The sequence below is a fragment of the Nonomuraea sp. WAC 01424 genome (assembly GCF_003947315.1).
Classification (GTDB): Bacteria; Actinomycetota; Actinomycetes; order Streptosporangiales; family Streptosporangiaceae; genus Nonomuraea; species Nonomuraea spiralis.
Genome location: NZ_QHHZ01000007.1, coordinates 348,403 through 373,037 on the forward strand (window position 1 = coordinate 348,403; position 24,635 = coordinate 373,037).

At 71.2% G+C, this 24,635-nt stretch carries 18 protein-coding genes; 8 read left to right on the forward strand and 10 right to left on the reverse strand.

Going from position 1 to position 24,635, the window contains the following annotated elements; translation table 11 throughout:
* Positions 1–15 precede the first annotated feature (15 nt).
* The 4 genes from narI to DMB42_RS21470 are packed head-to-tail and all read right to left on the reverse strand — an operon-like array spanning position 16 to position 6,357.
* Positions 16–696, reverse strand: coding sequence for a respiratory nitrate reductase subunit gamma (gene narI, locus DMB42_RS21455; protein WP_221762269.1), 681 nt, complete (start codon positions 694–696; stop codon positions 16–18).
* On the reverse strand, positions 693–1,247 hold the full coding sequence (narJ, locus tag DMB42_RS21460; protein ID WP_125636745.1) for a nitrate reductase molybdenum cofactor assembly chaperone: 555 nt from the start codon (positions 1,245–1,247) through the stop codon (positions 693–695). Before narJ ends, narI begins: the two co-directional genes overlap by 4 nt.
* A complete protein-coding gene (gene narH / locus DMB42_RS21465; protein ID WP_125636746.1) occupies positions 1,244–2,845 on the reverse strand; it encodes a nitrate reductase subunit beta in 1,602 nt (533 codons plus the stop codon). Before narH ends, narJ begins: the two co-directional genes overlap by 4 nt.
* Positions 2,845–6,357 carry a nitrate reductase subunit alpha gene (locus DMB42_RS21470; RefSeq protein ID WP_125636747.1) on the reverse strand — a complete coding sequence of 1,171 codons (3,513 nt, stop codon included), beginning with the start codon at positions 6,355–6,357 and terminating at the stop codon, positions 2,845–2,847. The genes narH and DMB42_RS21470 overlap by 1 nt, the downstream gene beginning before the upstream one ends.
* A gap of 45 nt (positions 6,358–6,402) precedes the next feature.
* On the opposite strand from DMB42_RS21470, the gene DMB42_RS21475 reads away from it, so the two are divergent.
* The 4 genes from DMB42_RS21475 to DMB42_RS21490 are packed head-to-tail and all read left to right on the forward strand — an operon-like array spanning position 6,403 to position 12,004.
* Positions 6,403–7,578: a nitrate/nitrite transporter gene (locus DMB42_RS21475; protein WP_125636748.1), complete on the forward strand. Its 1,176-nt coding sequence runs from the start codon at positions 6,403–6,405 to the stop codon at positions 7,576–7,578.
* Positions 7,579–7,633: 55 nt separating this feature from the next.
* On the forward strand, positions 7,634–9,322 hold the full coding sequence (locus tag DMB42_RS21480; RefSeq protein ID WP_125636749.1) for an ABC transporter ATP-binding protein: 1,689 nt from the start codon (positions 7,634–7,636) through the stop codon (positions 9,320–9,322).
* 2 nt (positions 9,323–9,324) lie between these two features.
* Entirely contained in the window at positions 9,325–11,079 is a 1,755-nt protein-coding gene (locus DMB42_RS21485) for an ABC transporter ATP-binding protein (RefSeq protein ID WP_125636750.1), read from the forward strand.
* Positions 11,080–11,137: 58 nt separating this feature from the next.
* On the forward strand, positions 11,138–12,004 hold the full coding sequence (locus DMB42_RS21490; protein WP_125636751.1) for an ABC transporter permease subunit: 867 nt from the start codon (positions 11,138–11,140) through the stop codon (positions 12,002–12,004).
* Here DMB42_RS21490 and DMB42_RS21495 read toward each other — a convergent pair.
* Complete coding sequence (locus DMB42_RS21495; protein WP_125636752.1) at positions 12,001–14,067, reverse strand: S9 family peptidase; 2,067 nt, start codon at positions 14,065–14,067, stop codon at positions 12,001–12,003. The two genes, DMB42_RS21490 and DMB42_RS21495, sit on opposite strands and share 4 nt — an antisense overlap.
* 44 nt (positions 14,068–14,111) lie before the next feature.
* Here DMB42_RS21495 and mshB point away from each other — a divergent pair, with 44 nt between their 5' ends.
* Genes mshB through DMB42_RS21510 form a run of 3 tightly spaced genes read left to right on the forward strand, consistent with a single transcriptional unit; the run spans position 14,112 to position 15,984 of the window.
* Positions 14,112–15,041, forward strand: coding sequence for an N-acetyl-1-D-myo-inositol-2-amino-2-deoxy-alpha-D-glucopyranoside deacetylase (mshB, locus tag DMB42_RS21500; RefSeq protein WP_125636753.1), 930 nt, complete (start codon positions 14,112–14,114; stop codon positions 15,039–15,041).
* A gap of 11 nt (positions 15,042–15,052) precedes the next feature.
* The gene (locus DMB42_RS21505) at positions 15,053–15,472 is read left to right on the forward strand and encodes a DUF6113 family protein (RefSeq protein WP_125636754.1); all 420 of its coding nucleotides are present in this window, start codon (positions 15,053–15,055) and stop codon (positions 15,470–15,472) included.
* 17 nt (positions 15,473–15,489) lie between these two features.
* Positions 15,490–15,984: a flavin reductase family protein gene (locus DMB42_RS21510; RefSeq protein ID WP_229824847.1), complete on the forward strand. Its 495-nt coding sequence runs from the start codon at positions 15,490–15,492 to the stop codon at positions 15,982–15,984.
* Between the two features lie 339 nt (positions 15,985–16,323).
* Here DMB42_RS21510 and DMB42_RS21520 read toward each other — a convergent pair whose 3' ends face one another.
* Positions 16,324–17,298: a hypothetical protein gene (locus DMB42_RS21520; RefSeq protein WP_125636755.1), complete on the reverse strand. Its 975-nt coding sequence runs from the start codon at positions 17,296–17,298 to the stop codon at positions 16,324–16,326.
* Positions 17,299–17,373: 75 nt separating this feature from the next.
* Here DMB42_RS21520 and DMB42_RS21525 point away from each other — a divergent pair, with 75 nt between their 5' ends.
* A complete protein-coding gene (locus tag DMB42_RS21525) occupies positions 17,374–17,796 on the forward strand; it encodes a hypothetical protein (protein WP_125636756.1) in 423 nt (140 codons plus the stop codon).
* Between the two features lie 15 nt (positions 17,797–17,811).
* On the opposite strand, the gene DMB42_RS21530 is transcribed toward DMB42_RS21525, so the two are convergent.
* The 4 genes from DMB42_RS21530 to DMB42_RS21545 all read right to left on the reverse strand — a co-directional run bounded on the left by DMB42_RS21530 (position 17,812) and on the right by DMB42_RS21545 (position 24,601).
* Positions 17,812–18,645 (reverse strand): hypothetical protein, encoded by an 834-nt coding sequence (locus tag DMB42_RS21530; RefSeq protein WP_125636757.1) that lies wholly within the window; start codon positions 18,643–18,645, stop codon positions 17,812–17,814.
* 161 nt (positions 18,646–18,806) lie between these two features.
* Positions 18,807–21,311, reverse strand: a complete 2,505-nt coding sequence (locus tag DMB42_RS21535) for a penicillin acylase family protein (protein ID WP_125636883.1) — start codon at positions 21,309–21,311, stop codon at positions 18,807–18,809.
* A 133-nt stretch (positions 21,312–21,444) separates the two neighbouring features.
* Positions 21,445–22,740 (reverse strand): cysteine--tRNA ligase, encoded by a 1,296-nt coding sequence (locus DMB42_RS21540; RefSeq protein WP_125636758.1) that lies wholly within the window; start codon positions 22,738–22,740, stop codon positions 21,445–21,447.
* A 16-nt stretch (positions 22,741–22,756) separates the two neighbouring features.
* Positions 22,757–24,601, reverse strand: coding sequence for a sigma factor-like helix-turn-helix DNA-binding protein (locus DMB42_RS21545; RefSeq protein ID WP_125636759.1), 1,845 nt, complete (start codon positions 24,599–24,601; stop codon positions 22,757–22,759).
* Positions 24,602–24,635: the final 34 nt, after the last annotated feature.

Consider the following 24,635-nt stretch of genomic DNA (forward strand, 5'->3'; position numbering starts at 1 on the left):
GGGTGGCGCGGCGCGCTATCGGGACCGGGCCCGATACACGATGTAAGGGCGGAACAAATAGGGGATCGGTGCCGAAAGCGCGTGCACGAGGCGGCTGAACGGGAAAAGCACGAACAATGCCATCCCGATCACGGTGTGCACCTTGTAAAGGATGCTCGCGTGCCCCATCGCGGTGGCGTCCGGGCTGAGGGCGAAGATGCCGCGGAACCAGGGGGCGACCGTCGTCCGGTAGCTCACCTCGCTCGGCACGACCCCCGCGACCGTCGTCACCACGCCCGCGATGATCGCCGCGGCCAGCACCACGTACATGGTCTTGTCGTTCTTCGTCGTGGCCAGGAAGACGGGCCCGTTCGTACGGCGGCGGTAGATCAGCATGGCCAGCGCCACCAGCGTGGCCAGCCCGGCCAGGCCGCCCCAGATCAGGGCGTTGGTGTGGTAGGTCTCGTTCGACACGCCGATCGCGTCCGTCCAGGAGAGCGGGATGAGCAGGCCGGTCACGTGCCCGATGATCACGAAGATCAGGCCGTAGTGGAACACCGGGCTGGCCACCCGGAGCAGCGGGCTCTCGTAGAGCTGCGAGGACCGGGTGGTCCAGCCGAACTTGTCGTACTTGTACCGCCAGATCAGGCCGCCGATGAAGATCACCAGGGTGACGTACGGCGCGACCACCCAGAGCATGCTCTCGCCCCAGCTCACAGGTACCCTCCCACGGTCTCGGCCGGCGCGCCCTCGGCGGCCAGGCGGTGCGCCGCGGCGCGTTCGGCGGCGGTGAGCGGCGGCAGGGCCGCGCACACGACGGCGATCACCTCCGCGTACGGCGACCCCAGCTCGGTCAGGGCGGTCAGCAGCAGCTCAAGGCCGCTCCGGTGCTCCTTCAGCAGCGCCACGCCGGCCGGGTCGAGCGCCGCGAACTCCAGCACGACCGGCAGGAAGTCGGGCAGTTCGTCCTCCAGCGGCTCCCAGCCGGCCGCGCGGTAGCGCTGCTTGAGCGCGGCCAGGGACGCGCCGCGCCGGCGGGTGTCGCCGTCGGTGTAGTAGGTCAGGTAGAGGCAGCAACGCCGGTGCAGGTCGAACGTCTCGACGTAGTGGGCGGCCAGGTCGCCCGCCTCCAGGTCCGCGATCCGCGTCAGGAACGCCGCGAAGTGCGGCTCGGCGGCCTCCCTGATCAGCGGGAGGCGGTGGTGGAAACGTTCGTCGGGATAGGCGAGCAGGTGTGCGGCGGCCTGCCAGATCACGGCCTTGTTCATGATTTCCCCTTCTTCGGGGGGAAGAGTCCGGCCGGGGCGCCCCGGCCGTCCCAGTTGAGGAGGTTCACCCGGTCGCGGGTGATCTCGTCGTTGGTCTGGCGGTCCTTGAGCCCGTGGAAGCTCTCGACGGAGACCGGGAGCGGCTTGCCCGACGCCTCGCCGAAGGGCCCCTGCATGCCGGGGCCGCCGTAGTAGTCGAGGCTGCAGCCGGCCTCCTCGACCACGCCGGGCGTGTTGCCGTACGCGGTCGGGATCACGTACCGCTCTTCGTACTTGGCCAGGGCCAGCAGGCGGTACATGGCCTTGATCTCGTCCTCGTCCAGGCCGGTGTCCGGCAGGACGGGCTCCTCGCCCAGGTTGACCCCCCGCATGTACGAGCGCATCGCGGCCAGCCGCCGCAGCGCCGCCGTCACCGGTACGGGATCGCCCGCCGTGAACAGCTCGGCCAGGTACTCCACCGGGATGCGCAGCGACTCGATGGCGGCGAACAGGTTGCCGGCGTCCTCGCCGTCGTGCCCGGTGTTCGACAGGGCGTCCACGACGGGGGAGAGCGGCGGGACGTACCAGACCATCGGCAGCGTGCGGTACTCCGGGTGCAGAGGCAGCGCGATGCGATATTTCATGATCAGGTCGTAGACGGGGGATCTGCGGGCGGCCTCGACCCACTCGGCGGGCAACCCGGCGGTGGCCACGGCCGGGTCGTCGGGATCGACGAAGATGCCGAGCTGGGCCTCGTACAGGTCGCGCTCGTTCTCCACCGAGGCGGCCTCGGTGACCCGGTCGGCGTCGTAGAGCAGCACCCCGAGGTAGCGCAGGCGGCCCACGCAGGTCTCCGAGCACACGGTCGGCAACCCCACCTCGACCCGCGGGTAGCAGAACGTGCACTTCTCGGCCTTGCCGGTCCGGTGGTTGAAGTACACCTTCTTGTACGGGCACCCCGTCACGCACATCCGCCAGCCCCGGCAACGGTCCTGGTCCACCAGGACGATCCCGTCCTCGGCCCGCTTGTACATGGCCCCGGACGGGCAGGAGGCCACGCACGACGGGTTGAGGCAGTGTTCGCAGATGCGCGGCAGGTAGAACATGTACGCCTGCTCGAACTCAAGCTTGACCTGCTCCGACAACTTCCCCAGCACCGGGTCGGGGGACGGGTCGCCGCCCAGGTTGTCGTCCCAGTTCGCGCTCCAGCGGATCTTCATCGGCTCGCCGCTGATCAGCGACCTGGGCGGCGCGACCGGGACGTCGTCGGACAGCGGCGCGCGGGTGAGGTTCTCGTAGTCGTAGGTCCAGGGCTCGTAGTAGTCCTGGATGGAGGGCATGAGCGGGTTGGCGAAGATGTTCAGCAGCTTGCGGAACCGGCCTCCGGCGCGCGGCGTCAGCCGGCCCTTGCGGTCGAGGGTCCAGCCGCCCCGCCAGCGCTCCTGGTCCTCGTACCGCCGGGGGTAGCCCTGGCCGGGACGGGTCTCGACGTTGTTGAACCAGACGTACTCGACGCCGGGACGGTTGGTCCAGGTCTGTTTGCAGGTGACGGAACAGGTGTGACATCCGATGCACTTGTCCAGGTTCATCACCATGGCGATCTGAGCCATGATCTTCATCAGTAGCGCACCTCCTGCGACCTGCGGCGAATGGTGGTGACCTCGTCCCGCTGGTTGCCCGTGGGGCCGAAGTAGTTGAAGGCGTACGAGAGCTGGGCGTAGCCCCCGATCATGTGCGTGGGCTTGATCAGGACCCTGGTCAGCGCGTTGTGGATGCCGCCGCGGCGGCCGGTGGCCTCCGACTTCGGCACGTCGATCAGCCGGTCCTGGGCGTGGAACATGTAGACCGTGCCCTTCGGCATCCGGTGGGACACGATGGCCCTGGCCACGACGACGCCGTTGCGGTTGACCGCCTCGATCCAGTCGTTGTCGGCGATGCCGAGCCTGGCCGCGTCCTCGGTGGACATCCAGATGGTCGGGCCGCCGCGCGACAGCGACAACATGAGCAGGTTGTCCTGGTACTCGGAGTGGATCGACCACTTGGAGTGCGGGGTCAGGTAGCGCAGGGTCGCGCTCTCGCCGAAGAGCTCGGCCATGTCCAGCGGCGGGCGGTAGACCGGCAGAGCCTCGCCGTACTCGTGCATCCAGTCGTGGTCGAGGAAGAAGTGCTGGCGGCCGGTGAGGGTGTGCCAGGGTTTGCCGTTCTCGACGTTGATCGTGAAGGGGGAGTAGCGGCGGTCGTGCGCCTCCTTGCCGGACCACTCCGGGCTGGCGGCGACGTGCGTGGGCCGGGCCTGGGTGTCGGCGAAGACGATGCGGTGGCCCTCGTCCATGAGGTCGTCGAAGTTGCCCCCGGTGCGCCGGGCGAGCTGGCGGAAACCCTGGGCGGCCAGCCGGCCGTTGCTCACCCCCGACAGCGCGAGGATCGTCTCGCACGCCTTGGCGTCGGTGTCCAGCTCGGGACGGCCCTTGGCCACGCCGCGCGGCACCAGGCCACAGCGCTGGCCCAGCCAGGCGACCTCCTCGTCCGGCATGAACGTGACGCCCTTGACCTGGAGGCCCAGCTTCTCCGTGAGCGGGCCGAGCGCGGCCAGCTTCTCCGCGACCGCGCCGTAGTCGCGCTCCACCACCTTGAGCGTCGGTTCGTGCGTGCCGGACGCGCGCCCGCCGGGCTGCCCGGTCTCGCCCGGCGTGTCGTGCTGGTACGGGACCACGACGACGTCCTTGCGCACCCCCAGCCGCTCCTTGGCCAGCGCGCTGAAGGCCCTGGCGATGGCGTGGAAGGCGGCGAAGTCCGTCCGGGTCTCCCAGGGGGGCGAGATGGCCGGGTTGAACGCGTGCACGAACGGGTGCATGTCGGTGGAGGACAGGTCGTACTTCTCGTACCAGGTGGCGGCCGGCAACACGATGTCGGAGAAGACCGTCGAGGAGGTCATCCGGAAGTCGAGCGTGAGCAGCAGGTCCAGCTTGCCGCTCGGCGCCTGCTCGTCGGGCTGCTCCAGGTTGGAGCCGGCGCCGAGCAGGTGGTGCAGGAAGTACTCGTTGCCCTTGGCCGACGAGCCGAGCAGGTTCGAGCGCCACAGGGTCAGCACGCGTGGCCAGTTGACCGGGTCGTCAGGGGCGTCCACGGCGTGCCTGAGCCGTCCCTGCCGCAGCTCCTCCAGCGTGTACGCCACCGGATCCTCGTGCTCGCCCAGCTCCAGCGGGTTGCGGTCGAAGGCCGGCGACATCGGCATCCAGCCGTTGCGTACGGACTCGGCCACCAGGTCGACCGTGTGCCTGCCGCGGAAGGCCCTGGGGCCGAGCGGCGTGGTCAGCGCGCCCGCGTCGAACCGGTCGTAGCGCCACTGGTCGGTGTGCAGGTACCAGTAGGGCGTGCCGGGCACCTGCCGGGGCGGCCGGGACCAGTCGAGCGCCCCGGCCAGCAGCGCCCAGCCGCTCTGCGGGCGGCACTTCTCCTGACCCACGTAGTGGGCCCAGCCGCCGCCGTTGCGCCCCTGGCAGCCGGTCAGCAACAACAACGACAGGAACGCCCGGTAGATCGTGTCCCCGTGGAACCACTGCGTGGCGCCCGCGCCCATGATGATCATGCATCGGCCGCGCGAGGTCTCGGCCGTCCTGGCGAACTCCCGGGTGATCTTGACCACCCGCTCGGCCGGGACGCCGGTCACCGGCTCCTGCCAGCCGGGCGTGTACGGCTCCGCCGCGTCGTCGTACCCGGTCGGCCAGAGGCCCGGCAGGCCTGGCCTGGGCACGCCGTACTGGGCGAGGAGCAGGTCGAACACCGTCGTCACCAGGCGTCCGCCGGCCCGCGCCACCGGCACGCCCCTGCGCAGCGTGCCCTCGCCGTCGAAGCGGGGCAGCAGGACCTGCGCGGACTCGCCGCCGTACAGGGTGAGTTTCGGGTCGGTGTCCAGGTCGAGGTTCCAGCGGCCCTCGCCGGAGTCGGTCCAGCGGAAGCCGACCGAGCCGTTCGGGACCACGGGCTCGCCCGACTCCGCCATGAGCACGGTCTTCCACTCGGCCGCCTCCTCCGCCGAGCCCAGGTCCTTGGCCGTGAGGAACTTGTCCGGCACGTACGCGTCCTCGTGCTCGCGCAGCGTGACCAGGAAGGGCAGGTCGGTGAAGCGCTTGACGTAATCGGTGAAATAGGGGACCTGGCGCTCGACGAAGAACTCCGACAGCAGCACGTGCCCCATGGCCATGGCCAGCGCGCCGTCCGTGCCCGGCCGCACGCTCAGGAACTCGTCGGCGAACTTGGCCGCGTCGCTGTAGTCCGGGGAGACCACCACGACCTTCTGGCCCCGGTAGCGTGCCTCGGCCATCCAATGGGCGTCCGGGGTCCGGGTGACCGGGACGTTGGAGCCCCACATCATCAGGTACGCGGCGTCCCACCAGTCGGCCGACTCCGGGACGTCGGTCTGGTCGCCGAACACCTGGGGCGAGGCCACGGGCAGGTCGGCGTACCAGTCGTAGAAGGAGAGCATCGTGCCGCCGATCAGCGACACGAACCGGGAGCCGACGGCGTGGGAGACCATCGACATCGCCGGGATGGGGGAGAACCCGGCCACGCGGTCGGGCCCGTACGCCTGGATGGTGTGCACGTGCGCGGCGGCGATCATCTCGACGGCCAGGTCCCAGGTGACGCGGACGAGGCCGCCCTTGCCGCGGGCGCTCTGGTAGGCCGCCCTCTTGTCCGGGTCGGTGGTGACCTCGGCCCAGGCGGCCACCGGGTCGCCCAGTCGCTCCCTGGCCTCCAGGTAGAGCTGCACCAGCACGCCCCGCGCGTACGGGTAGCGGATCCGGGTGGGCGAGTAGGTGTACCAGGAGAAGGCCGCCCCTCGCGGGCAGCCGCGCGGCTCGTACTCGGGCCGGTCGGGGCCCACGCCCGGGTAGTCGGTCTCCTGCGTCTCCCAGGTGATGATCCCGTCCTTGACGTAGACCTTCCACGAGCACGAGCCCGTGCAGTTCACGCCGTGGGTGGAGCGGACGACCTTGTCGTGGCTCCACCGGTCCCGGTAGAAGGCGTCGCCTTCGGTGCCCCCCTTGAGGAAGAGAGTCCGCAGATCGCCGCTGGTGGTCGATCTGCGGAGGAACCGGCCGGTCTTCAGCAGGACGTCCTCGGCGCTCATACCCCCACTTCATCACAGAAGGTGACCCTCTGTTACACAGAGTGTATGTCTGTGCTTCGTAAAGGTCAGGTGCGGAACCTGGCGCTGGCCACGGCGGCCTTCGCCGTGACGTTCTGGGCCTGGAACCTCATCGGGCCCCTGTCGGGCGGTTACAGCAGGCAACTGCACCTGTCCCCGACGCAGACCTCGCTGCTGGTCGCGATCCCGGTGCTGGTCGGCTCGCTCGGCCGGATCCCGGTGGGCATGCTGGCCGACCGGCTCGGCGGGCGGCGCATGTTCGCCGTCATCTGCTTCGTGTCGATCGTGCCCGTGTTGTTCGTGGGCTGGTCGGAGTCGTACGGATGGCTGCTGTTCTGGGGCTTCCTGCTGGGCATCCCCGGCACGTCGTTCGCCGTCGGCATCCCGTTCGTCAACGCCTGGTACGAGCCCGCCCGCAGAGGCTTCGCCACCGGCGTGTTCGGCGCCGGCATGGGCGGGACCGCGCTGTCGGCGTTCTTCACCCCGCGCCTGGTCGAGGACTTCGGCCGGTTCCCGACACACCTGCTCATGGCCGCGGTGCTGGCCCTGATGGGCGTGATCATGATCGGCGGCAGCCGCGACTCGCCCGAGTGGTCGCCCGCCACCGCCCCGGCCCTGCCCCGGATGCGTGAGGCGGTGAAGATCAGGGCCACCTGGCAGTGCGCCTTCCTGTACGCCGTCACCTTCGGCGGCTTCGTGGCGTTCTCGACGTACCTGCCGACCCTGCTCCAGAACGTCTACCACTTCGCCCAGACCGGCGCCGGGCTGCGCACGGCCGGGTTCTCGATCGCCGCCGTCGCCGCCCGGCCGATCGGCGGCACGTTGTCCGACCGGATCGGGCCGGTCAAGGTGATGCTCATCTCACTGGTCGGGACCGTCGTGATGGCGGTCGCGCTGGCGTTCAAGCCGCCCGCCGAGGTGCCCGCCGGGACGTGTTTCGTGCTCATCGCCTTCTTCCTCGGCCTCGGCACGGGCGGGGTGTTCGCCCTGGTGGCCAGCCTGGTCGAGGCGTCGAAGGTGGGGACGGTGACCGGCCTCGTGGGCGCCGCCGGCGGGCTGGGCGGGTACTTCCCGCCGCTCGTGATGGGGGCCGTCTACGGCGCCACAGGGTCGTACACGGTGGGATACATGCTGCTCGCGCTGACCGCGCTGGCCACGTTGTTCTACACCGCGCGCACCTTCAGGCACGTGCCCAGCCGTTAGCGGAACGAAAAACGGTTTGCCGGGCCGGGGGATGGGTTGTCAACCTTGTCAGGCTATGCGTTCCCTACCTGAGGCCGATCCCGGCCTGCCCGACATCCGCAGCCCGCTCCGCTACCTGTGGTGGAACGCGCGGCGCCAGGCCCGCTCCCTGCTGGCCGGCATCGGCTTCGCCACGCTCTGGTGGCTGGTCCAGGCGCTCGTGCCCGCGGTGCTCGGCAAGGGCATCGACGCCGTCACCGCCAAGGACACCGGGGCGCTGCTGACCTGGGCGTCGATCCTGCTCGGGCTGGGGTTGCTGCAGGCGTTCACCGGGATCATGCGTCACCGGATGGCGGTCTTCAACTGGTTGTCGGCGGCGTACCGCACCGTGCAGGTGACCGCGCGGCAGGCCGCCAGGCTCGGGGCGACGCTGCCCAAGAAGGTCTCGACCGGCGAGGTCGTCAGCGTCGGCAACTCCGACATCGCCCACATCGGCAGCTCCATGGACATCCTGCTGCGCGGCACCGGCTCGGTCGTGGCGATCGTCGCGGTCACCGTGATCCTGCTGACGACCTCGGTCCCGCTCGGGCTGCTCGTGCTGTTCGGCGTGCCGCTCATGGCGGTCGCCGTCTCGCCGCTGCTCAGGCCGCTGCACCGGCGGCAGAAACACCAGCGCGAGCTGACCGGCGAGCTGTCCACCAGGGCCGCCGACATCGTGGCGGGCCTTCGGGTGCTGCGCGGCATCGGCGGCGAGCAGGTGTTCGCCGCCCGCTACGGCGAGGAGTCCCAGCGGGTCCGCCATGCCGGGGTCGGCGTGGCCCGGGTCGAGTCGCTGCTCGAAGGCGCCCAGATCCTGCTGCCCGGCCTGCTCATCGCGGTCGTCACCGGCATCGGCGCCACGTTCGCGGTCGGCGGCGAGATCAGCACCGGCGACCTCGTCGCCCTCTACGGTTACGCGGCGTTCCTGATCGGCCCGCTGCGCACCTTGACGGAGGCCGCTGACAAGCTCACCAAGGGCCACGTCGCGGCCCGCCGCGTGATCCGCATCCTGTCGATCGAGCCCGAGGTCACCGGCGGCGCCGAGACCAGCGGCGGCGGCGTGCTGCGCGACTCCTACAGCGGCGTCACCCTCCAGCCGGGCGCGCTCACCGCCGTCGCGGCGGGCGCCCCGGAGGAGGCCGCCGCCATCGCCGACCGGCTCGGCCGCTACGCCCCCGGCGACGTCACGTTCGGCGCCGTCGAGCTGGCCACCCTGCCCATGGACGAGATCCGCTCCCGCATCCTGGTCGCCGGCAACGACGCCCGCCTGTTCACCGGCAGGCTCAGGAGCGAGCTCGACGTCCGCGACGCCGCCTCGGACGAGGAGGTGCGCGCGGCCCTGCACACCGCCTGCGCCGAGGACATCGTCGAGGCGCTGCCCGACGGCCTCGACGCCCTGGTCTCCGAGGCCGGACGCGAGTTCTCGGGCGGCCAGCAGCAGCGGCTGCGCCTGGCGCGGGCCCTGCTCACCGATCCCGAGGTGCTCATCCTGGTCGAGCCCACCAGCGCCGTCGACGCCCACAGCGAGGCCCGCATCGCCGAGCGGCTGGCCAAGGCGCGCGCGGGCCGGACCACCATGATCTGCACGACCAGCCCGCTGGTGCTCGACCGGGCCGACCACGTGATCTACGTGGAGGACGGCCGGGTGCTGGCCGAGGGGACACACCGGCACCTGCTGGCCGCCTCCCCCCGATACGCCGCCACCGTGACCCGAGAGGAGGACTGACCATGGCCCGCGAGATCCTGCCGGTCGCCGACCGGAAACAGGTCCGCGCGTACGCGCGCCGCCTGACGCTGAAGTACCCGCGTCAGCTCACCGTCGCCCTGGCCCTGCACGGCCTGGCCGCCGTCGCGGGGCTCGTCGTGCCCTGGCAGCTCGGCAGCCTGGTCCAGACCGTCCAGGACGGCGGCGACGTCGACGGCGTGGTCGTGGCCGTCGTCATCGGCGCGTTCCTCTTCCTGCAAGGACTGCTCATCCGCTTCGCCGTGCTGGCCTCGGCCAGGCTGGGCGAGAAGGTGCTGGCCGAGCTGCGCGAGGAGTTCGTCGACCGGGTGCTCGGCCTGCCGCTGTCCACGGTCGAACGGGCCGGCGCGGGCGACCTGATCACCAGGACGTCGCGCGACGTCGACTCGTTGTCCAGGACCGTGCGGCACGCCGTGCCGGAGACACTGATCGCGCTGGTCACCTTCGTGATCACCATGGGCGCGCTGGTGCTGGTCAGCCCGCAGCTCATGTTGCCGATGCTGGTCGCGGGCCCGCTGATCTGGTTCGCCACCCGCTGGTACCTGAAGCGGGCGCGCGACGGCTACCTGCGCGAGAACGCCGCGTACGCCGACATGACCGAAGGACTGGCCGAGACCGTCGAGGGCGCCAGGGCCGTGGAGGCGCTGCGCCTTCAGGAACGCCGCCGCGAACGCACCGACGGCGACATCCGCCGCTCCTATGCCGCCGAGCGCTACACCCTCGGCCTGCGTACCCTGTGGTTCCCCGCGGTCGAGCTGGGCTACGTGATCCCCGTGGTCTCGACGCTCCTGGTCGGCGGCCTGTTCTACACCAACGACTGGGTGACGGTCCAGCAGGTCACCGCCGCCCTGGTCTACGCCCAGCAGCTCATCGACCCGCTCGACCGCTTCCTCATGTGGATCGACGAGCTCCAGGTGGGCGGGGCCGCCATGGCGCGGCTGCTCGGCGTGGCCAACGTGCCCGACGACCGCGAGCCCTCCGCCGCCCGCCCGGCCGGCGAGCTGCTGAAGGCCGACGACGTGCGCTACGCCTACCGCGAGGGCCGCGACGTGCTGCACGGCGTGTCGCTGACCGTCGCGCAGGGCGAACGGCTGGCCATGGTCGGCCCGTCCGGGGCCGGCAAGTCCACCCTCGGACGGCTGCTGGCGGGCATCCACGGGCCGCGTACGGGCGAGGTCAGCGTGGGCGGCGTGCCGCTGGTGGAGCTGCCGCTCGACGACCTGCGCGGGCACGTGGCGCTGGTCACCCAGGAGCACCACGTCTTCAAGGGCACCGTCCGCGACAACCTGCTGATCGCCCGCCCCGACGCGGACGACGCGGCGGTGCGCGACGCGCTGGCCGCGGTCGCCGCCCTCGACTGGGTGGAGGCGCTGCCCGACGGCCTGGAGACCGAGGTCGGGTCCGGCGGCACCGCCGTGCCGCCCGCCCAGGCCCAGCAGCTCGCCCTGGCCGGGCTGGTCCTCGCCGACCCGCACACGCTGGTGCTCGACGAGGCCACCTCGCTGATCGACCCGCGGGCCGCCCGCCACCTGGAACGCTCGCTGGCGGCCGTCCTGGAGGGGCGTACGGTGATCGCCATCGCCCACCGGCTCTACACCGCGCACGACGCCGACCGGGTGGCCGTCGTGGAGGACGGACGGATCACCGAGCTGGGCTCGCACGACGAGCTGGTCACCGAGGGCGGCTCGTACGCGGCCCTGTGGGCGAGCTGGCACGGCACCCCGGCCGCCACCCCCTAGGCCGTCGCCTGCTGCCGGGGGGTTGCGGTGATCGTCCGGCGCTGTCAGCATCGTCGGAGTGAGCACCTGGCAGCGCGCCTGGGAAGGCGTGCTCGGACTCCTCGCCGTACTGGGCCTGGCGCTGGTACTCGTCACCACGCGCAGTGAGCTCGTCCTCGACATCCTCGCCCAGACCGGGCAGCTCGGGCTGATCGTCATGGGGTTCGGCCTGTCGCTGCGCACCGGCACGCCCAACCTGGCCGTGGGCGCCGTCGCGTCCGTGAGCGGCGCCTTCGTGGCGTTCACGACGACCGCCGCGGGCGTGCCGCTGCCGCTGGCGATGTTGCTCGCGCTCGTGCTGGCCGGGCTCGCGGGCGTGGTCATGAGCGTGTTCACGATGGTGTTGTCGGCCCCGGCCTGGGCCGTCTCGCTCGGGGCCGCCGTCGTGTGCGAGGCCGTGGCCGCCGCGCTGCTCGACGGGAGGACGATCCCCCTCGAGACCGCGGGGCTCTACCCCGGCCCGCTGGGGTTCGCCGTGTTCGCGGTCATCTCGATCGCCGGCGGCCTGCTGTGGACCCGGCAGGAGGTGCGCGCCGACCTGGGCGGCGGATGGCCCGGCGCGGTGCTCGGGCTCGCCGGGTCGAGCGTGCTCGCCGCCGCGGGCGGCATCGCGCTGCTCATGCGCCTCGGCGCGGCCACCCCCGGCAGCCAGGGGCTCTACACCACCGTGTTCGCGCTCGCCGCCGTCCTCCTCGGCGGGACCAGCCCGTACGGCGAGCGCGCCGGCGTCGCGGGCACCGTGCTCGGCCTGCTGATCCTGGCCCTCGCGCAGGGCCTGCTCGCCTACTTCGGCGCCCCCATGTGGGTGTTCGTGCTGGTCATGGGGGCGGTCGTGCTGATCGGCCTGGGGGCGTCGAGGTTGCTCGACGCCCTCCGGACCGCCTAGCCCAGCGACTTCTTGAGGAAGTCGACCTGGAGCAGGAGCAGGTTCTCGGCGACGACCTCCTGAGGCGTCATGTGCGTGACGCCCGAGAGCGGCAGCACGCTGTGCTGGCGGCCGGCCGCGAGCAGGGCCGAGGACAGGCGCAGCGTGTGGGCGGCCACGACGTTGTCGTCGGCCAGGCCGTGGACCAGCAGCAGCGGGCGTTCGAGCTTGGCCGCGTCGGCGAACAGCGAGGAGTTGTCGTACACCTCGGGCTGCTCGTCCGGGTGGCCCAGGTAGCGCTCGGTGTAGCAGGTGTCGTAGAGCCGCCAGTCGGTCACCGGCGCGCCCGCCACGGCCGCGTGGAAGACGTCGGGACGCCGCAGCACCGCGAGCGCGGCCAGGAACCCGCCGAACGACCAGCCGCGGATCGCCACCTTCGACAGGTCGAGGTCGTCCGGGTACTGCTCGGCCACACCCTGAAGGGCGTCGATCTGGTCCTCGAGCGCCGGGGTCGCCAGGTCGCCCAGCACCGCCCGCTCGAAGTCGGGCCCCCGGCCCGGGGTGCCGCGCCCGTCGGACACGATCACCGCGAAGCCCTGCTCGGCGAACCACTGGCTCTCCAGGAACGCGCCGCGCCGGTTGAGCACCCGCTGGGCGTGCGGGCCGCCGTACGGGTCCATCAGGACCGGCAGCCGGCCCGAACCCTGCTCGTACCAGGACGGCAGCACCACGGCCGTGGCCAGCTCCCGGCGCCCCGAACGCCCCAGCGACACCCGAAGGTCGAGCCCGGGACGCTCGGCGTACGACGGGATCGCCACCGCCATGCCGTCGCGCCGCACGACCGTGGTCGAGACGCCCTCGGCGTCGAGGCTCTGCTCCGACAACACGCCGACGCCCCCGGACATCCGCCCCGAGAACACCCCGGAACGGGTCGAGACCGGCAGCAGCGAGTGGCCGTCCCAGGTCCACAGGTGGATGTCGGTCGGGTCGCCGCCGCTCGCGCTGAACAACACGCTGTCGTGGTCGACGTCGAGCACCGACCGGACCTGGAGCGTGGGCGGCGTGACCGCCCGGTCGCCGACGAACAGCCGGTGGCCGCCCTCCGAGGTGGCCACCCACACCAGCGAGCCGTCGTCGAGGTGGGCGGGCACGCCGGTCACGATGTCGACCCAGGCGGGGTCGGCGTCCTCGCGGACGAGCGTGGAGGCGCCGGTCGCCGGATCGACGGAGAACAGCCGCATCGTCTTCTGGTCGCGCGTCAGCGTCACGATCGACAGCGCGTGGTCGTCCCAGGCGGCCGTCGTCAGGTACTCCTCCGCGTACGGCACCGCCACCCGCGACCCGTCGAGCCCGAGCACGAACAGCTCCGTACGGGCGTTGGGCGTGCCGGCCGACGGGTAGCGCTGGGCGTTCGCCGGACGGGAGGGGTTGGCCGGGTCGGCGATGTACCAGGTGTCGACCGGCTCCTCGTCGGCCCGCTCGACCAGCAGCGCGTCGCTCGACGGAGACCACCAGTAGCCGCGCATCCGGTCCATCTCCTCGGCGGCGATGAACTCGGCCAGGCCGTAGGTGACGGTCGGCGACTCCGGCGTGGCGAGCACCAGGCCGTGCCCGGAGGCGAGGTCCTGGACGTACAGCGCGCCGCCCGTGACGTAGGCGACCTGCCGGCCGTCGGGGGACAGGCGGGGGTCGATCACCGCGCCCGGCGTCTCCAGCCTGCGGGTCTCGCCGCTGGCCAGCTCGACGACGTAGAGCCCGCCGGACAGGGCGAAGGCGGCCCTGGTCAGGGCGGAGTCGGCGCCGTAGGCCACCACGCCGCCCGCGGCCTCGCGGCTGCGCTCGCGCCGCGCGCGCTCCTCCGGCGGCAGGTCCTGCTCGTCGGCGTGGAGGGCGCGAGGGTCGACCACCAGGCGTTCGACGTGGGTTTCGGTGTCGAGCTCCCACAGGCAGGTGACCGGGTCGGTGCCCGACCTGGTCCGCAGGAAGACCACTCGTCCGCCGTCAGGGGAGATCGTGAACCCCCTGGGCACTCCCAGGGTGAACCGGCGGGTCCGTGCCGACAGTCGCGGGAAGCTCTCACTCATGGGCTCAATCCTGCCAGTATCCAGCCATTGTTACGCTCATGACTATGACTGATCGCCGCCTCCTGCTCGTGCACGCCCACCCGGACGACGAGTCGATCGGCACCGGCGCGACGATGGCCAAATACGTCGCGGAAGGCGCCCACGTCACGCTGGTGACCTGCACGCTCGGGGAAGAGGGCGAGGTCATCCCCGCCGACCTCGCCCACCTGGCGGCCGACCGCGACGACCTGCTCGGGCCGTACCGGATCGGCGAGCTCACGGCCGCCTGCCAGGCGCTCGGCGTCGAGGACCACCGCTTCCTCGGCACGCCCGGCCGCTGGCGCGACTCCGGCATGATGGGCGTGGCCACCAACGACCGGCCCAACGCGTTCTGGCAGGCCGACCTCGAAGTGGCGGCCGGCGAGCTGGTCAAGGTCATCCGCGAGGTGCGCCCGCAGGTGCTGGTGACGTACGACGCCAACGGCTATTACGGCCATCCCGACCACATCCAGGCCCACCGGGTGGCCCGCCGCGCCTTCGAGCTGGCCGCCAAGCCCGACTACGTCCCGGACGGGCGTCCCGGCCCCCGCCACGACGAACCGTGGCAGATCGCGAAGTTCTACCACACGGCTGTGCCCAGGTCCGCCATGCGGCGCACGGCCGAGGCCCTGCGCGACTCCGACACCGGTTACCTGGTGGAGGACGTCGACGACATCCCCTTCGGCAGCCCCGACGAGGACATCACCACCGAGATCGACGCCCGGCCCTGGGTCGGGAACAAGCGGGAGGCCATGCGCGCCCACGCCACCCAGATCAGCGTGGCCGGGCCGTGGTACGCCCTGTCCAACAACATCGGCCAGGAGATGCTGGGCGTCGAGCACTTCATCCTGGCCATCGGCGTCCCCGGACAGCCGGTGCCCGGACCGCCCGTCGAGGCCGGTGGGCTCGGCGAGCCGCAGAACCGCGAGAACGATCTCTTCGCGGGCATCCACTAACCTCGTTGCCCATGGAGCATCGCAGCCAGGCGGAGTCGGCGCTGGGCGGGGCGGCGTACGGCATGCTGTTCGTGCTGGGTGTCGTGCTCGGGGTCGTGGGCGGGTTCACGCACGCGCAGGGACAGCAGACCGCCGTGCCGTGGGCCGCGCTCGGGTGGGTGCTCGTGTTGTTCCTGGTGCCGCTGGGAGCGGGCAAACTCATGCGTACGAGGCTCGCGGCGTTCGCGACCGGGCTCGGCTGGCTGCTGGTGACGATGCCGTTCACGCTCCAGCTCAGCGCCGGGGATCTAGTGATCGCTCAGGGTTCGGCGGGGTATGTCTACCTCTATGGCGGATTGCTGGCTCTTGTGGCGGCGTTCATGTTTTCGCCCTCGTCTGGTGGGGGATCTTGGTTGTTGCGGGGATACCCTCCTCCAAAGAATCCGACGTAGAGGCATAAAGTAACGTCGTGCATTCCATAGAGCGGCATGTGGACCCGGGAAACTACCGCAAGGTCGTCGGCCGCTTCGCCACGGGAGTCGCGATCGTCACGACCCGGCTCGACGGCGTGGACCACGCGATGACCGTGAACTCCTTCACGTCGGTGTCGCTCGACCCCCTGCTCGTGCTCTTCTGCGCCGAGAAGGTGGCCCGCTTCCACGACGCCGTGGTCGAGGCCGGGGTGTGGGGGGTGTCGGTGCTCCACGCGTCCATGGAGGACGCCTCCCGCTTCTTCGCCCACCGCGGCCGTCCGCTGAACGGGCAACTGGCCCGGTGGGAACACCATCGCGGGGACTCGGGGGTCGCGCTGTTCACCGGCGCCCTGGCCACGGTGGAGGTCGCCACGACGGCGGTGTACGACGGCGGTGACCACTCGATCGTGGTGGGCGAGGTGACCGCCCTCGCCACCCCGGCGGAAGGCGCACCCCTCCTCTACCACGACGGCCGCTACAAGACCCTCTGACCGGCTCGGGGTACTCGGCCAGGACGTTGATGACACCGCCGGTCGGGTCTCAGGATTCGGGTTCCGACTGCCTTGAGCCCTTGCGGGCCTGCCGCCAGCTGTTTGCCGGCAACGATCAGCGCGCCGCCGCCCTCGCTCCGGGGCTCGACCACCACAACGATCGCCGTCGGCACAGCGCCCTGGGCCGACTCCCGCCGAAAGGGACTCTCGTCGACAGCACGTGCGCAACCAACTTATGGGCTGAGTGCACCTCGGCCGCTTGGTCAAGCATGCCCGGCCCCCGGCAGCGCTTCGGGCCAGGCGTCGAGGGCCTGGCCCGAAGCGGGTGGTGGGTTTCGGCTACTGGGTGGGGGTGTCGGTGGAGTCGGACGGGGGTGGCGTGTCCGTGGGGACGCCGGTGTCCGACGCGGTCGGGGTTGGTGTTGGGGTCGGGGTTTCGGAGGGGACGTCCGTCGGCGGCGCGCACGTCGGGATGTCCGTGGGCACGTCGGTCGGGACGCCCGTGGGGGTGTCCGTCGGGACGTTTGTGGGCGTGTCGGTCGGGATGTCCGTCGGCGTGGGGGTCGGGGTGGGGGTCGGCGTGGGAGTCGGGGTGTCGGTCACCGGTGGGGTGATCTGGGGCTGGACGGAGTCCGAGACCGAAACCGACGGCGTGGCGGTCGGCGGCTCAGGAGGCGGGAGGGTGTCCGTCGGCGGGGCGGGCTGACAGGTGAACGTCACCGTCTCCGTCGGCCCCGGCACGGTCACCGTCGGACCGGGAACGGTCACGGTGGGACCCGGGACCGTCGCGGTCACCGTCGCCTGCTCGGTCACCGTGGTCGTCACGGTCGCCGTCGCGCCCGGCGTCGCCGTGGCGGTCGGGGAGACCGTCACCGTGCGGGTCGGCCAGGGGAGCGGCGTGACCTTGACGGCCGGCTTGCCTCTCGTCTTGTACGTGCCCTTGCCCAGCTTCTTCGTGCTCTGCCCGGCTCCGGTGGTGACGGGGAGCTGCGCGGTGGCGCTCTTGCAGGACTTGCTCCTGCACACCTTCTGCTTCACGGTGAAGCGGGCCGCCCCGTCGTACTTGACGGATACATTCAGGTACGAGACGCCCTTCTTCTTGACCACCTTCGTCGTCGCGGTGTAATCCCCGACCGAGGGCTTCGTCGACGGTGTCGTCGTCGGGGGCGCGGCGACGGGTAACGCCACCTGCGCGCCGGAGGGAGAGTCAGTAGAACGTAGGGGATCGGTTGCCGATGTCTGGGTGATCGCGAACCCGCCGGCTCCTGCCAGTGCGACGGTGCCGAGCAGCGCGCCCAGGATGGAAAATCTCATAATCCTGCTCTTGTGGGAGATTTCAGGACGCAGATCATTATTCCGACTTGTCAAGATTGGTCAAGACTGAGACGCATGAACAGGCGCTATCGGTTCCGGCGGGTGGTGAACTATCTGAACCTCGCCACCCCGTTCGGACTGCTGATCTCGATCATCGGCGGCGCGGCCCGCCGGCCCGGTCCCGACGGGCTCATTCTCGCCTTCGGCTACCGCTACGGCTTCCCGATCGCGGGCGCGTTCACGGTGGGGAACGTCGTGCTGACCAGGCACGACTCACTGGACGACCGGCTCATCCGGCACGAAGGACGGCACGCCACCCAGTGGGCCTGCTGCGCCGGGCTGCCGATGCTCCCGCTCTACCTGCTGGCCATGCTCGTGTCGGTCGTCGTGTGCGGTCACCAGGCGTCGTACAACGTGTTCGAGCGCCTGGCAGACCTCGACGACGGCGGCTATCCGCGCGCCCCCGTACGGTGGCGGAGACGACGGCATATCGGCTGACCCAATTTCCGGACCTCAATGTCTCTCCTGGGCACGGCGTGGTCCGACCCGGCCCAGGACGATCGCCGCGATGGCGAGGCCCGAGATCGCCCCGGCCGACAGGACCGACGCCGTGGACGGCCCCACGACCGCTACCCCGGCCACGGCCAGGGCGGAGAGCAGCGCGTCCACCGCGACGTACGCCCAGGTCGCCAGGCGTACGGCCCTCAGTCGCGCCGCCTCGGACGGGAGCGTGCGGGACAGCAGCCAGGACAGGGCCGGCAGCAGGAGCACCCCGTGCATGAGGACGGCGTGGGCCGGCTTGAGCGCGGTGGCCACCGTGTAGGCGAGCTGCTGGTTGCCCGTCACCACCTGGACCACGCCCCGGGCGATCATGACGCCGCCGAAGACCATCGACGCCAGCAGCGTGGCGAACCCGGCCCGCACGGCCAGGCGAGTGCTCGGCGCGACGCCGGGAGCCGGTCGGAAGGCGGCGACCGTCATGGTGATCGCGATGACGATGAGCACGCCGCCGAAACCGGCCAGCGTGCGGGCCACGGCCGTGTCGAAGGGGGTCTCCATGTTGAAGTGGGACGGCACGCCGCGCCACGCCTGAAGGGTGATCAGGGCCACCTCGAACGTGGAGGCCACCGTGAACGCCCCGAGGACGAAGGCGCGGGCGCGCAGCCGTAACCACTGGGACACCCAGGTCAGGGTCAGCACGCTCAGCCCGAACGACACCCCGAACGTGAACGGCTTGCGCCACGACACGGCGCCCTCCCACGGGCCGCCGGCCACGACGAGCACGCCCAGGTGCACGAGGCCCACGAGCACCAGGAAGGCTCCGACGGAGTACCAGAGGCGGTTCATGCGGCCATGCTGGCAGGGCCGGTGCCGCGGGCGCGTCGGACCACGGGCTGGATCGCGCGTACAACCACGGTCGTACGCCGCCCCCCGCCCCAGGAGCCCTCAGGGGGACGCACGGGCCCCGGACGAGGGCCGCGACACAGCGGACGGGTCAAGGGGACGGCTCAGGGGCGAGAAGACGGGTCAGGGGTGAGGGTGAGGGTGTGGGTGGCGGACTTCTTGACGGACTCGGGGTTGGAGTACATGGGCAGCAGGTCGCCTCGTGCCCACGCCTCCGCCTGGTCCCAGTAGTTGTCGTGGAAGGCGTGCCCGGAGGCGCCCGTCAGGTTGATCCACCGGGACTTGTCCAGGTCCGACAGGTCGACGACCATGCGCATCGACGGCACCGCGGTGACCCCGTACCCCTTCTGCACGTTCCAGCCGGTCGCGTTCACCGCGTCCTTGTTGCCGGGTACGGCGAACGGGCCGCGGTTGAACAGCGCCTCCACCGGCGCGAGGCCCGAGGTGCCGAGCGTGCCGTTGACCAGTTCGAGCCGGTGCAGGTCCCCCCACTTCCAGGACCTGAACTCCGTGCCGAACATGTCCGCCAGCTCCTGGTACGCGGAGGCCATCGCCTGCCGCAGGATGTCGTCGCGGGTCTCGGTGAGGTCCTTGGTGGTCACGTCGTCCCAGAAGGGGTCCTCGGGGGTCGAGAGCAGGCCGGCGACCACGTCGTACCAGCGGTCGCCGCCGCCGGGCCACACCTGTTCGGGCAGGTCGTCGTCGAACGTCAGCATGAGCAGGTGCCGCCAGACCGCGTTGAAGTAGGCGGCGGGCGCGGAGTCGAGACCCTGGGAGTGGTCCCACGTGCGCAGCAGCTCGCGCGCCTCGCGGGCGGGCCCGGCCACGGGCACCCGCAGCAGCTCGGGCACCAGCGTCGCGGCGAACCCGTTGGAGGTGTCCTGCTGGATGTCCGACATCGCCCCGGCGTCGATCTTGCCCTTCCCGATCGCCTGCTTGACGAGCTCGCGGATGCGCTCGGAGCGGTAGCCGTAGGACCAGTCCTTGGTCAGCAGGGGCTTGTAGCGGCGGGGGTCGATGACGGCGTTGTTCGCCGTGACGATGAACCCTTCCGCCGGGTCCTCCACCGTGGGGAGCTGGTCGTAGGGGATGAAATCGGGCTTCCAGTCGTACTCGCCCGTCCAGCCCGGCACCGGCCAGGTGCCGTCGCCGTTCTCCCGTACGGGGATGCGCCCGGGGGCCTGGTAGCCGATCTTGCCGCTGGTGTCGGCGTAGATCAGGTTCTGGGACGGCACCTCGAACAGCGCCGCCGCCGACCGGAACTCCGGCCAGTTGCCCGCCTTGTTGAGCGCGAAGATCGCGTCCACGGTCTTGCCCGGCGTGAGGGCGGTCCACTGGAGCGCCACGGCGTTCGCCTCGCCGCTGGGCTTGGCGTCCGCCATCACCTCGTTGATCAGCGGCCCGTGCCGGGTGCTCTTGACGGTGACGGTGACGGGGTCGCCGCCCGCGACCTTGATCTGCTCCTGCCTGGTCTCCAGCTTGACCTGCTCGCCCTTGTACAGGTACGTGTCACCGTCCACCTTCTCCAGGAAGAGGTCGGCCACGTCCGGCCCGAGGTTGGTGAACCCCCAGGAGATCTTGTCGTTGTGCCCGATGATCACGCCGGGCACGCCGGAGAAGGTGAACCCCGTGACGTCGTACGGACACTGCTGGGACATCTTCCTGCAGTGCAGCCCGGCCTGGTACCAGACGGACGGCATCTGCGGCGACAGGTGCGGGTCGTTGGCGAGCAGCGGCTTGCCGCTCGCGGTGTGCTGTCCGGAGACCACCCACGAGTTGGACCCGATGCCCTCGCGTTCCTCGCTGCTCATCGTGCTCGGCACGGCGTCAAGCGTCGCGGCGGCCTGGGAGAGCGCGCGCACGCCGCCGACCTGCAGCTCGGCGCGCTGGTCGTAGCGGCCCTGGGAGAGCGCGCCCTCGGTGACGATCGGGGTGTGCCGGTCGTACGGATAGCCGGGGTAGAGCTGGTCGACGCGCTCCTTGGGCAGCTTGGTCAGCGCCAGAGCGCGGTCGATCTCGTCCTCCATGTTGGAGCGCAGGTCCCACGCCATGGCCTTGAGCCAGGCGACGGAGTCGACCGCGGTCCACTTCTCCGGCCGGTACTCGCCGTTCTGCAGCTTGAGCACCGAGTACTCGAGGCTCCGGTCGGAGGCGTTGGGGTTGGCGTCCAGCCAGGCGTTCACACCCTTGGCGTACGCGGCCAGGAAGTCCTGGGTCTGCCGGTCGAGTCCGGGCAGCTCCTGCTCGGCCACCCTGCGCCAGCCCATGGTCCTGAGGGCCTTGTCGTTGCCGAGCGTGGCCTTGCCGAACAGCTCGGACAGTCGTCCCGCGGTGGTGTGGCGGCGGAAATCCATCTCGAAGAACCGGTCCTGGGCGTGGACGAAGCCCTGCGCCATGAACAGGTCGGCCGCGGTGTCGGCGTAGATGTGTGGAATTCCCGATTTATCGCGATAAATCTCCACGTTCCCCGTCAGGCCCGGCAGCCGCAGCGTCCCGTCCACCTGCGGGAACGACTTCCGCACGGTGTACACCAGGACCCCCGCCAGCACGAGCGCCAGCGCGACAAGCACGGTCAACACCCGAGCGAACCACCGCAAAGGCCACGGCATCCACGCAAAGGGTCTCACCGATACCTCCATCTTGCCGAACTGGAACAAGTCTGGCAGCCCTGACTTACTGCTCCGGCCTTTTCAGGTGGTCGGAGGGCCAGGGTGGAGGATCGCCGCGGCTACGCGGGCCGGATCACAGGGCCCAGCTCTGCCCCTCGGGGGTGTCGGTGACGGTGACCCCCAGCTCCGCGAGCTCGTCCCGCAGCCGGTCGGCCGCCGCCCAGTCGCTCGTCTCCCGCGCGCGGGCCCGCCGGTCCAGCAGCTCCCCGGCCCCGGCGGGCAGCACCCGAGGCTTGCCGATCTCCGTGGACAGGTCGAGCGCCAGCACCTGGTCCAGGTGCAGGAACGTCTCGAACTTCGACCCCGCCGCCACCGACTCGTCCTCCTCCAGCTCCCGCAGGATCCGCAGCGCCGCCGGGGTGTCCAGGTCGTCGTCGAAGGCCGCCTCGACGCGTTCGGCGTACGAGGAGGCCATGGGCGCGCTGGGCGACTCCGACCACTCGGCCACCCGCGCCCGCCACCGCCGGACCGTCCGGTCGGCGGCCCGCAGGGTGTCCCAGGTGAGGTCGAGCGGCTGCCGGTAGTGGTGTTCGAGGAACGCCAGCCGCACCGCCAGCGGGTCGAGCCCGGCCGCGGCCACGTCGGACAGCGGCACCGCGGCCCCCGCATCCCCTGCGGACCCGGCCATCTCGTGCCCGTCGAACAGCACGCGCCCGCCGTGCACCCAGTGCCGTACCACCTCGTGGCCGGTCGCCGCGTCGGACTGGGCGCGCTCCTCCTCGTGCTGCGGGAAGAGCAGGTCGGCCGAGCCGACGTGGAGGTCGACGCGCTCGCCGAGGAAACGCAGCGACAGGGCCGAGCACTCGACGTGCGGGCCGGGAAGCCCCCGTCCCCAGGGCGCATCCAGGCCCGGCTCACCGTCGGCGGGCCGCCACATGGCCCAGTCGGCATGGAAACGCCCGTGCGGATCGGCGGGTTCGAGCTCGTCCAGACGTTTGCCGGAGATCTCCCCGTACGCCGGGAACGTCCGTACGTCGAAGTACACCGAACCGTCCGGAGCCGCGTACGCGTGCCCGCGTTCGACCAGCTTGGCGATCAGCTCGATCGTCAGGCCGGCCGGCTCGCCCGCGCGCGGCGTGTGCTCCGGCGGCCGGAGGTTGAGCGCGGCCGAGTCGTCCCTGAAGACGTCCTCGTGACCGCGGTCCGGGCCGCCGGAGCCGGAGTCGGCGTCGATGAGGTTCCGGCAGACCACGACCCGCGTCCGCCGCCGCTCCAGGACCCGCCTGATGAGGTCGGACAACACGTACGTCCGCAGGTCGCCCACGTGGGCCCGGCGGCGGACGGCCGGCCCGCACGTGTACACGCGCACCGCCCGCCCACCTGGGAACTCCTCGATCCGCCCGGCCCGCGTGTCGTAGATCCGCAACATCACCCGAGCCTAGCTCTCACCCGCCCAGGAAACCGAGGATGTCCCTGTCCCCGCGCTCGCGGAGCCTGGCCAGCACGTCCTCGCGCGCGGCCGTGTCGGGCATCCCGATGCGGGCCCCGATCAGCCGCAGCCCCTCCATCTCGGAGTGCACGGGAGCGGTGTAGCCGATCAGGTAGAGGGCCCGGTTCAGCGGCGGCATAGCCACGGCGGCCGCGGGCAGGTAGCGGGTCAGCAGCTCGCCGCCGTCGGAGACGGTCAGGAACACGTGGTCGCCCTCGCTCGCCTTGAAGTCGGCCAGCACGTTGCGGATCGACCCCATGGTCGGCTGGTTGTGCCAGCTGATCACCACGTCGCCCGACGGCGTCGAGGCGGTCAGCGACCCGCCGGGAGCCATCCCCAGATAGGCGGCGAACCCGGTCGGCAGGGGCGAGCCCGACCCGCGCAGGTGCTCGGCGTTGACGTCCACCCGGTGCCACCAGCGGCCGTCGCGGGAGCGGAAGCTGCGCCGCGTCTCCGAGACGTCCTTGCGCGGCTGGTACGGCTCCGACTCGCCGGTCGGCGACGTGCCGGCCACCCTGATCCAGCCCCGCTGCGTGCGCTCGAACCCGGGGCCGCCCGAGTAGGCGCGCACCGAGCTCTCGCTCACGTCGTAGCGGGAGGTCAGGTTCGTCACGATCGTGCTCACCGAGGCCTCGCCGCCGGCCCGCTCGATCTCCCTGGCGATCATCTCCCTGATGCCCAGGTACTCGTCGCCGCCCCACCTGGTCAGCCCGTACTTGTTCCGGTCCACCCGGCGGAAGCGCTCGTCGGCGGTGAGCTGGTTGCGGATGCCGACCAGGCTGTAGTCCTCGCCGATGCGTTCCTGGATCTCCTCGGGCGCCAGCGGGGTGCCCGCCACCGCCAGCACGGCCTCGGCCTTCTCGTTGATGCTGCGTGGCCAGGGCACCACGTGCCGGCCGAGCACACGAAGCTGCGGCACGGCCAGGATCCACCGCTCGGCGACGTCCTCACGCACGCCGAGCTGGGCCACCATGGTCACCGCCTCGTCGAGCGGACGCGGCCCGTCGGTGAACAGTTGCCGCGTCTTCTCCCTCAGCTCGTCGGCCCCGCCGGAGACCAGCCAGCCGTCGGCCTGCTCGTAGCCGCTGAGCAGCGTACGCACGAACCTCCACACGGGGATGCCCAGCGTGCGCAGCTCGCCGCGGTGCCACGGGACGGCGGCCGCGAGGTCGTCGGCCGGAACCGCGGAGCCCAGCCTGCCGCGCAGCCACGACACGTGCGCCACCAGCGGCGCCGCCTCCGGCGAGCCCAGCCACGCCTCCACGTGGTCGCGCAGGTCCCGCTCGATCTGCCTGATCCGCTCGCGGGTGACCGAGAAGCGCTGCGCCAGCTCGTCGAGCGTGGCGCGCTGCGCCGCGTAGAGCCGGTCGCGGGCGATCGCCCGCTGCCGCTCGTCCAGGGCCGCGAACACCGCGTCGATCAGCTCGGGCAGGGGCTTGTCCGGCCGCGCAGGGACGGGCACGGCGGTGGGCGCCGGTTCGAGCAGCCGCTCGAACACACCGGCGAACAGCTTCTGCACCACGTCCTTGCCCAGCGTCTCCGGCGTGCGCTCGGCCTCGGCGGGGTCGGAGAAACGCAGCAGCGGAAGGATGTCGCCGAGCAGCAGGTGTCCCCAGCAGGCCACGGCCAGGTCGGCCAGATGTCCCGCCACGGTCTGCGTCCCGACGATCGCGCACGCGCGGTCGAGGGGGATCGCCTGCCACCAGGCCTCGGGCAGCTGTGGCTCCTCCACGATCGGCGCGATCTGACCAGGGGAGGTCCAGCGCAGGGGTGGCGCGAGGTCGCTCAGGCTGAGGTTCATTGAGGTCCAACCGGCAAAGGGAAGATATCCGCAG

What these genes read in the sequence shown, in the direction of transcription:
- DMB42_RS21485 (WP_125636750.1), top strand. Translation starts at nt 9,325, where the DNA reads ATGGCCCGCGAGATCCTGCCGGTCGCCGACCGGAAACAGGTCCGCGCG.
- DMB42_RS21495 (WP_125636752.1), bottom strand. Translation starts at nt 14,067, where the DNA reads ATGAGTGAGAGCTTCCCGCGACTGTCGGCACGGACCCGCCGGTTCACC.
- DMB42_RS21470 (WP_125636747.1), bottom strand. Translation starts at nt 6,357, where the DNA reads ATGAGCGCCGAGGACGTCCTGCTGAAGACCGGCCGGTTCCTCCGCAGA.
- DMB42_RS21525 (WP_125636756.1), top strand. Translation starts at nt 17,374, where the DNA reads ATGAACAGGCGCTATCGGTTCCGGCGGGTGGTGAACTATCTGAACCTC.
- DMB42_RS21475 (WP_125636748.1), top strand. Translation starts at nt 6,403, where the DNA reads ATGTCTGTGCTTCGTAAAGGTCAGGTGCGGAACCTGGCGCTGGCCACG.
- narH (WP_125636746.1), bottom strand. Translation starts at nt 2,845, where the DNA reads ATGAAGATCATGGCTCAGATCGCCATGGTGATGAACCTGGACAAGTGC.
- DMB42_RS21530 (WP_125636757.1), bottom strand. Translation starts at nt 18,645, where the DNA reads ATGAACCGCCTCTGGTACTCCGTCGGAGCCTTCCTGGTGCTCGTGGGC.
- DMB42_RS21535 (WP_125636883.1), bottom strand. Translation starts at nt 21,311, where the DNA reads ATGCCGTGGCCTTTGCGGTGGTTCGCTCGGGTGTTGACCGTGCTTGTC.
- narJ (WP_125636745.1), bottom strand. Translation starts at nt 1,247, where the DNA reads ATGAACAAGGCCGTGATCTGGCAGGCCGCCGCACACCTGCTCGCCTAT.
- DMB42_RS21520 (WP_125636755.1), bottom strand. Translation starts at nt 17,298, where the DNA reads ATGAGATTTTCCATCCTGGGCGCGCTGCTCGGCACCGTCGCACTGGCA.
- DMB42_RS21505 (WP_125636754.1), top strand. Translation starts at nt 15,053, where the DNA reads ATGGAGCATCGCAGCCAGGCGGAGTCGGCGCTGGGCGGGGCGGCGTAC.
- DMB42_RS21540 (WP_125636758.1), bottom strand. Translation starts at nt 22,740, where the DNA reads ATGTTGCGGATCTACGACACGCGGGCCGGGCGGATCGAGGAGTTCCCA.
- mshB (WP_125636753.1), top strand. Translation starts at nt 14,112, where the DNA reads ATGACTGATCGCCGCCTCCTGCTCGTGCACGCCCACCCGGACGACGAG.
- DMB42_RS21480 (WP_125636749.1), top strand. Translation starts at nt 7,634, where the DNA reads ATGCGTTCCCTACCTGAGGCCGATCCCGGCCTGCCCGACATCCGCAGC.
- DMB42_RS21545 (WP_125636759.1), bottom strand. Translation starts at nt 24,601, where the DNA reads ATGAACCTCAGCCTGAGCGACCTCGCGCCACCCCTGCGCTGGACCTCC.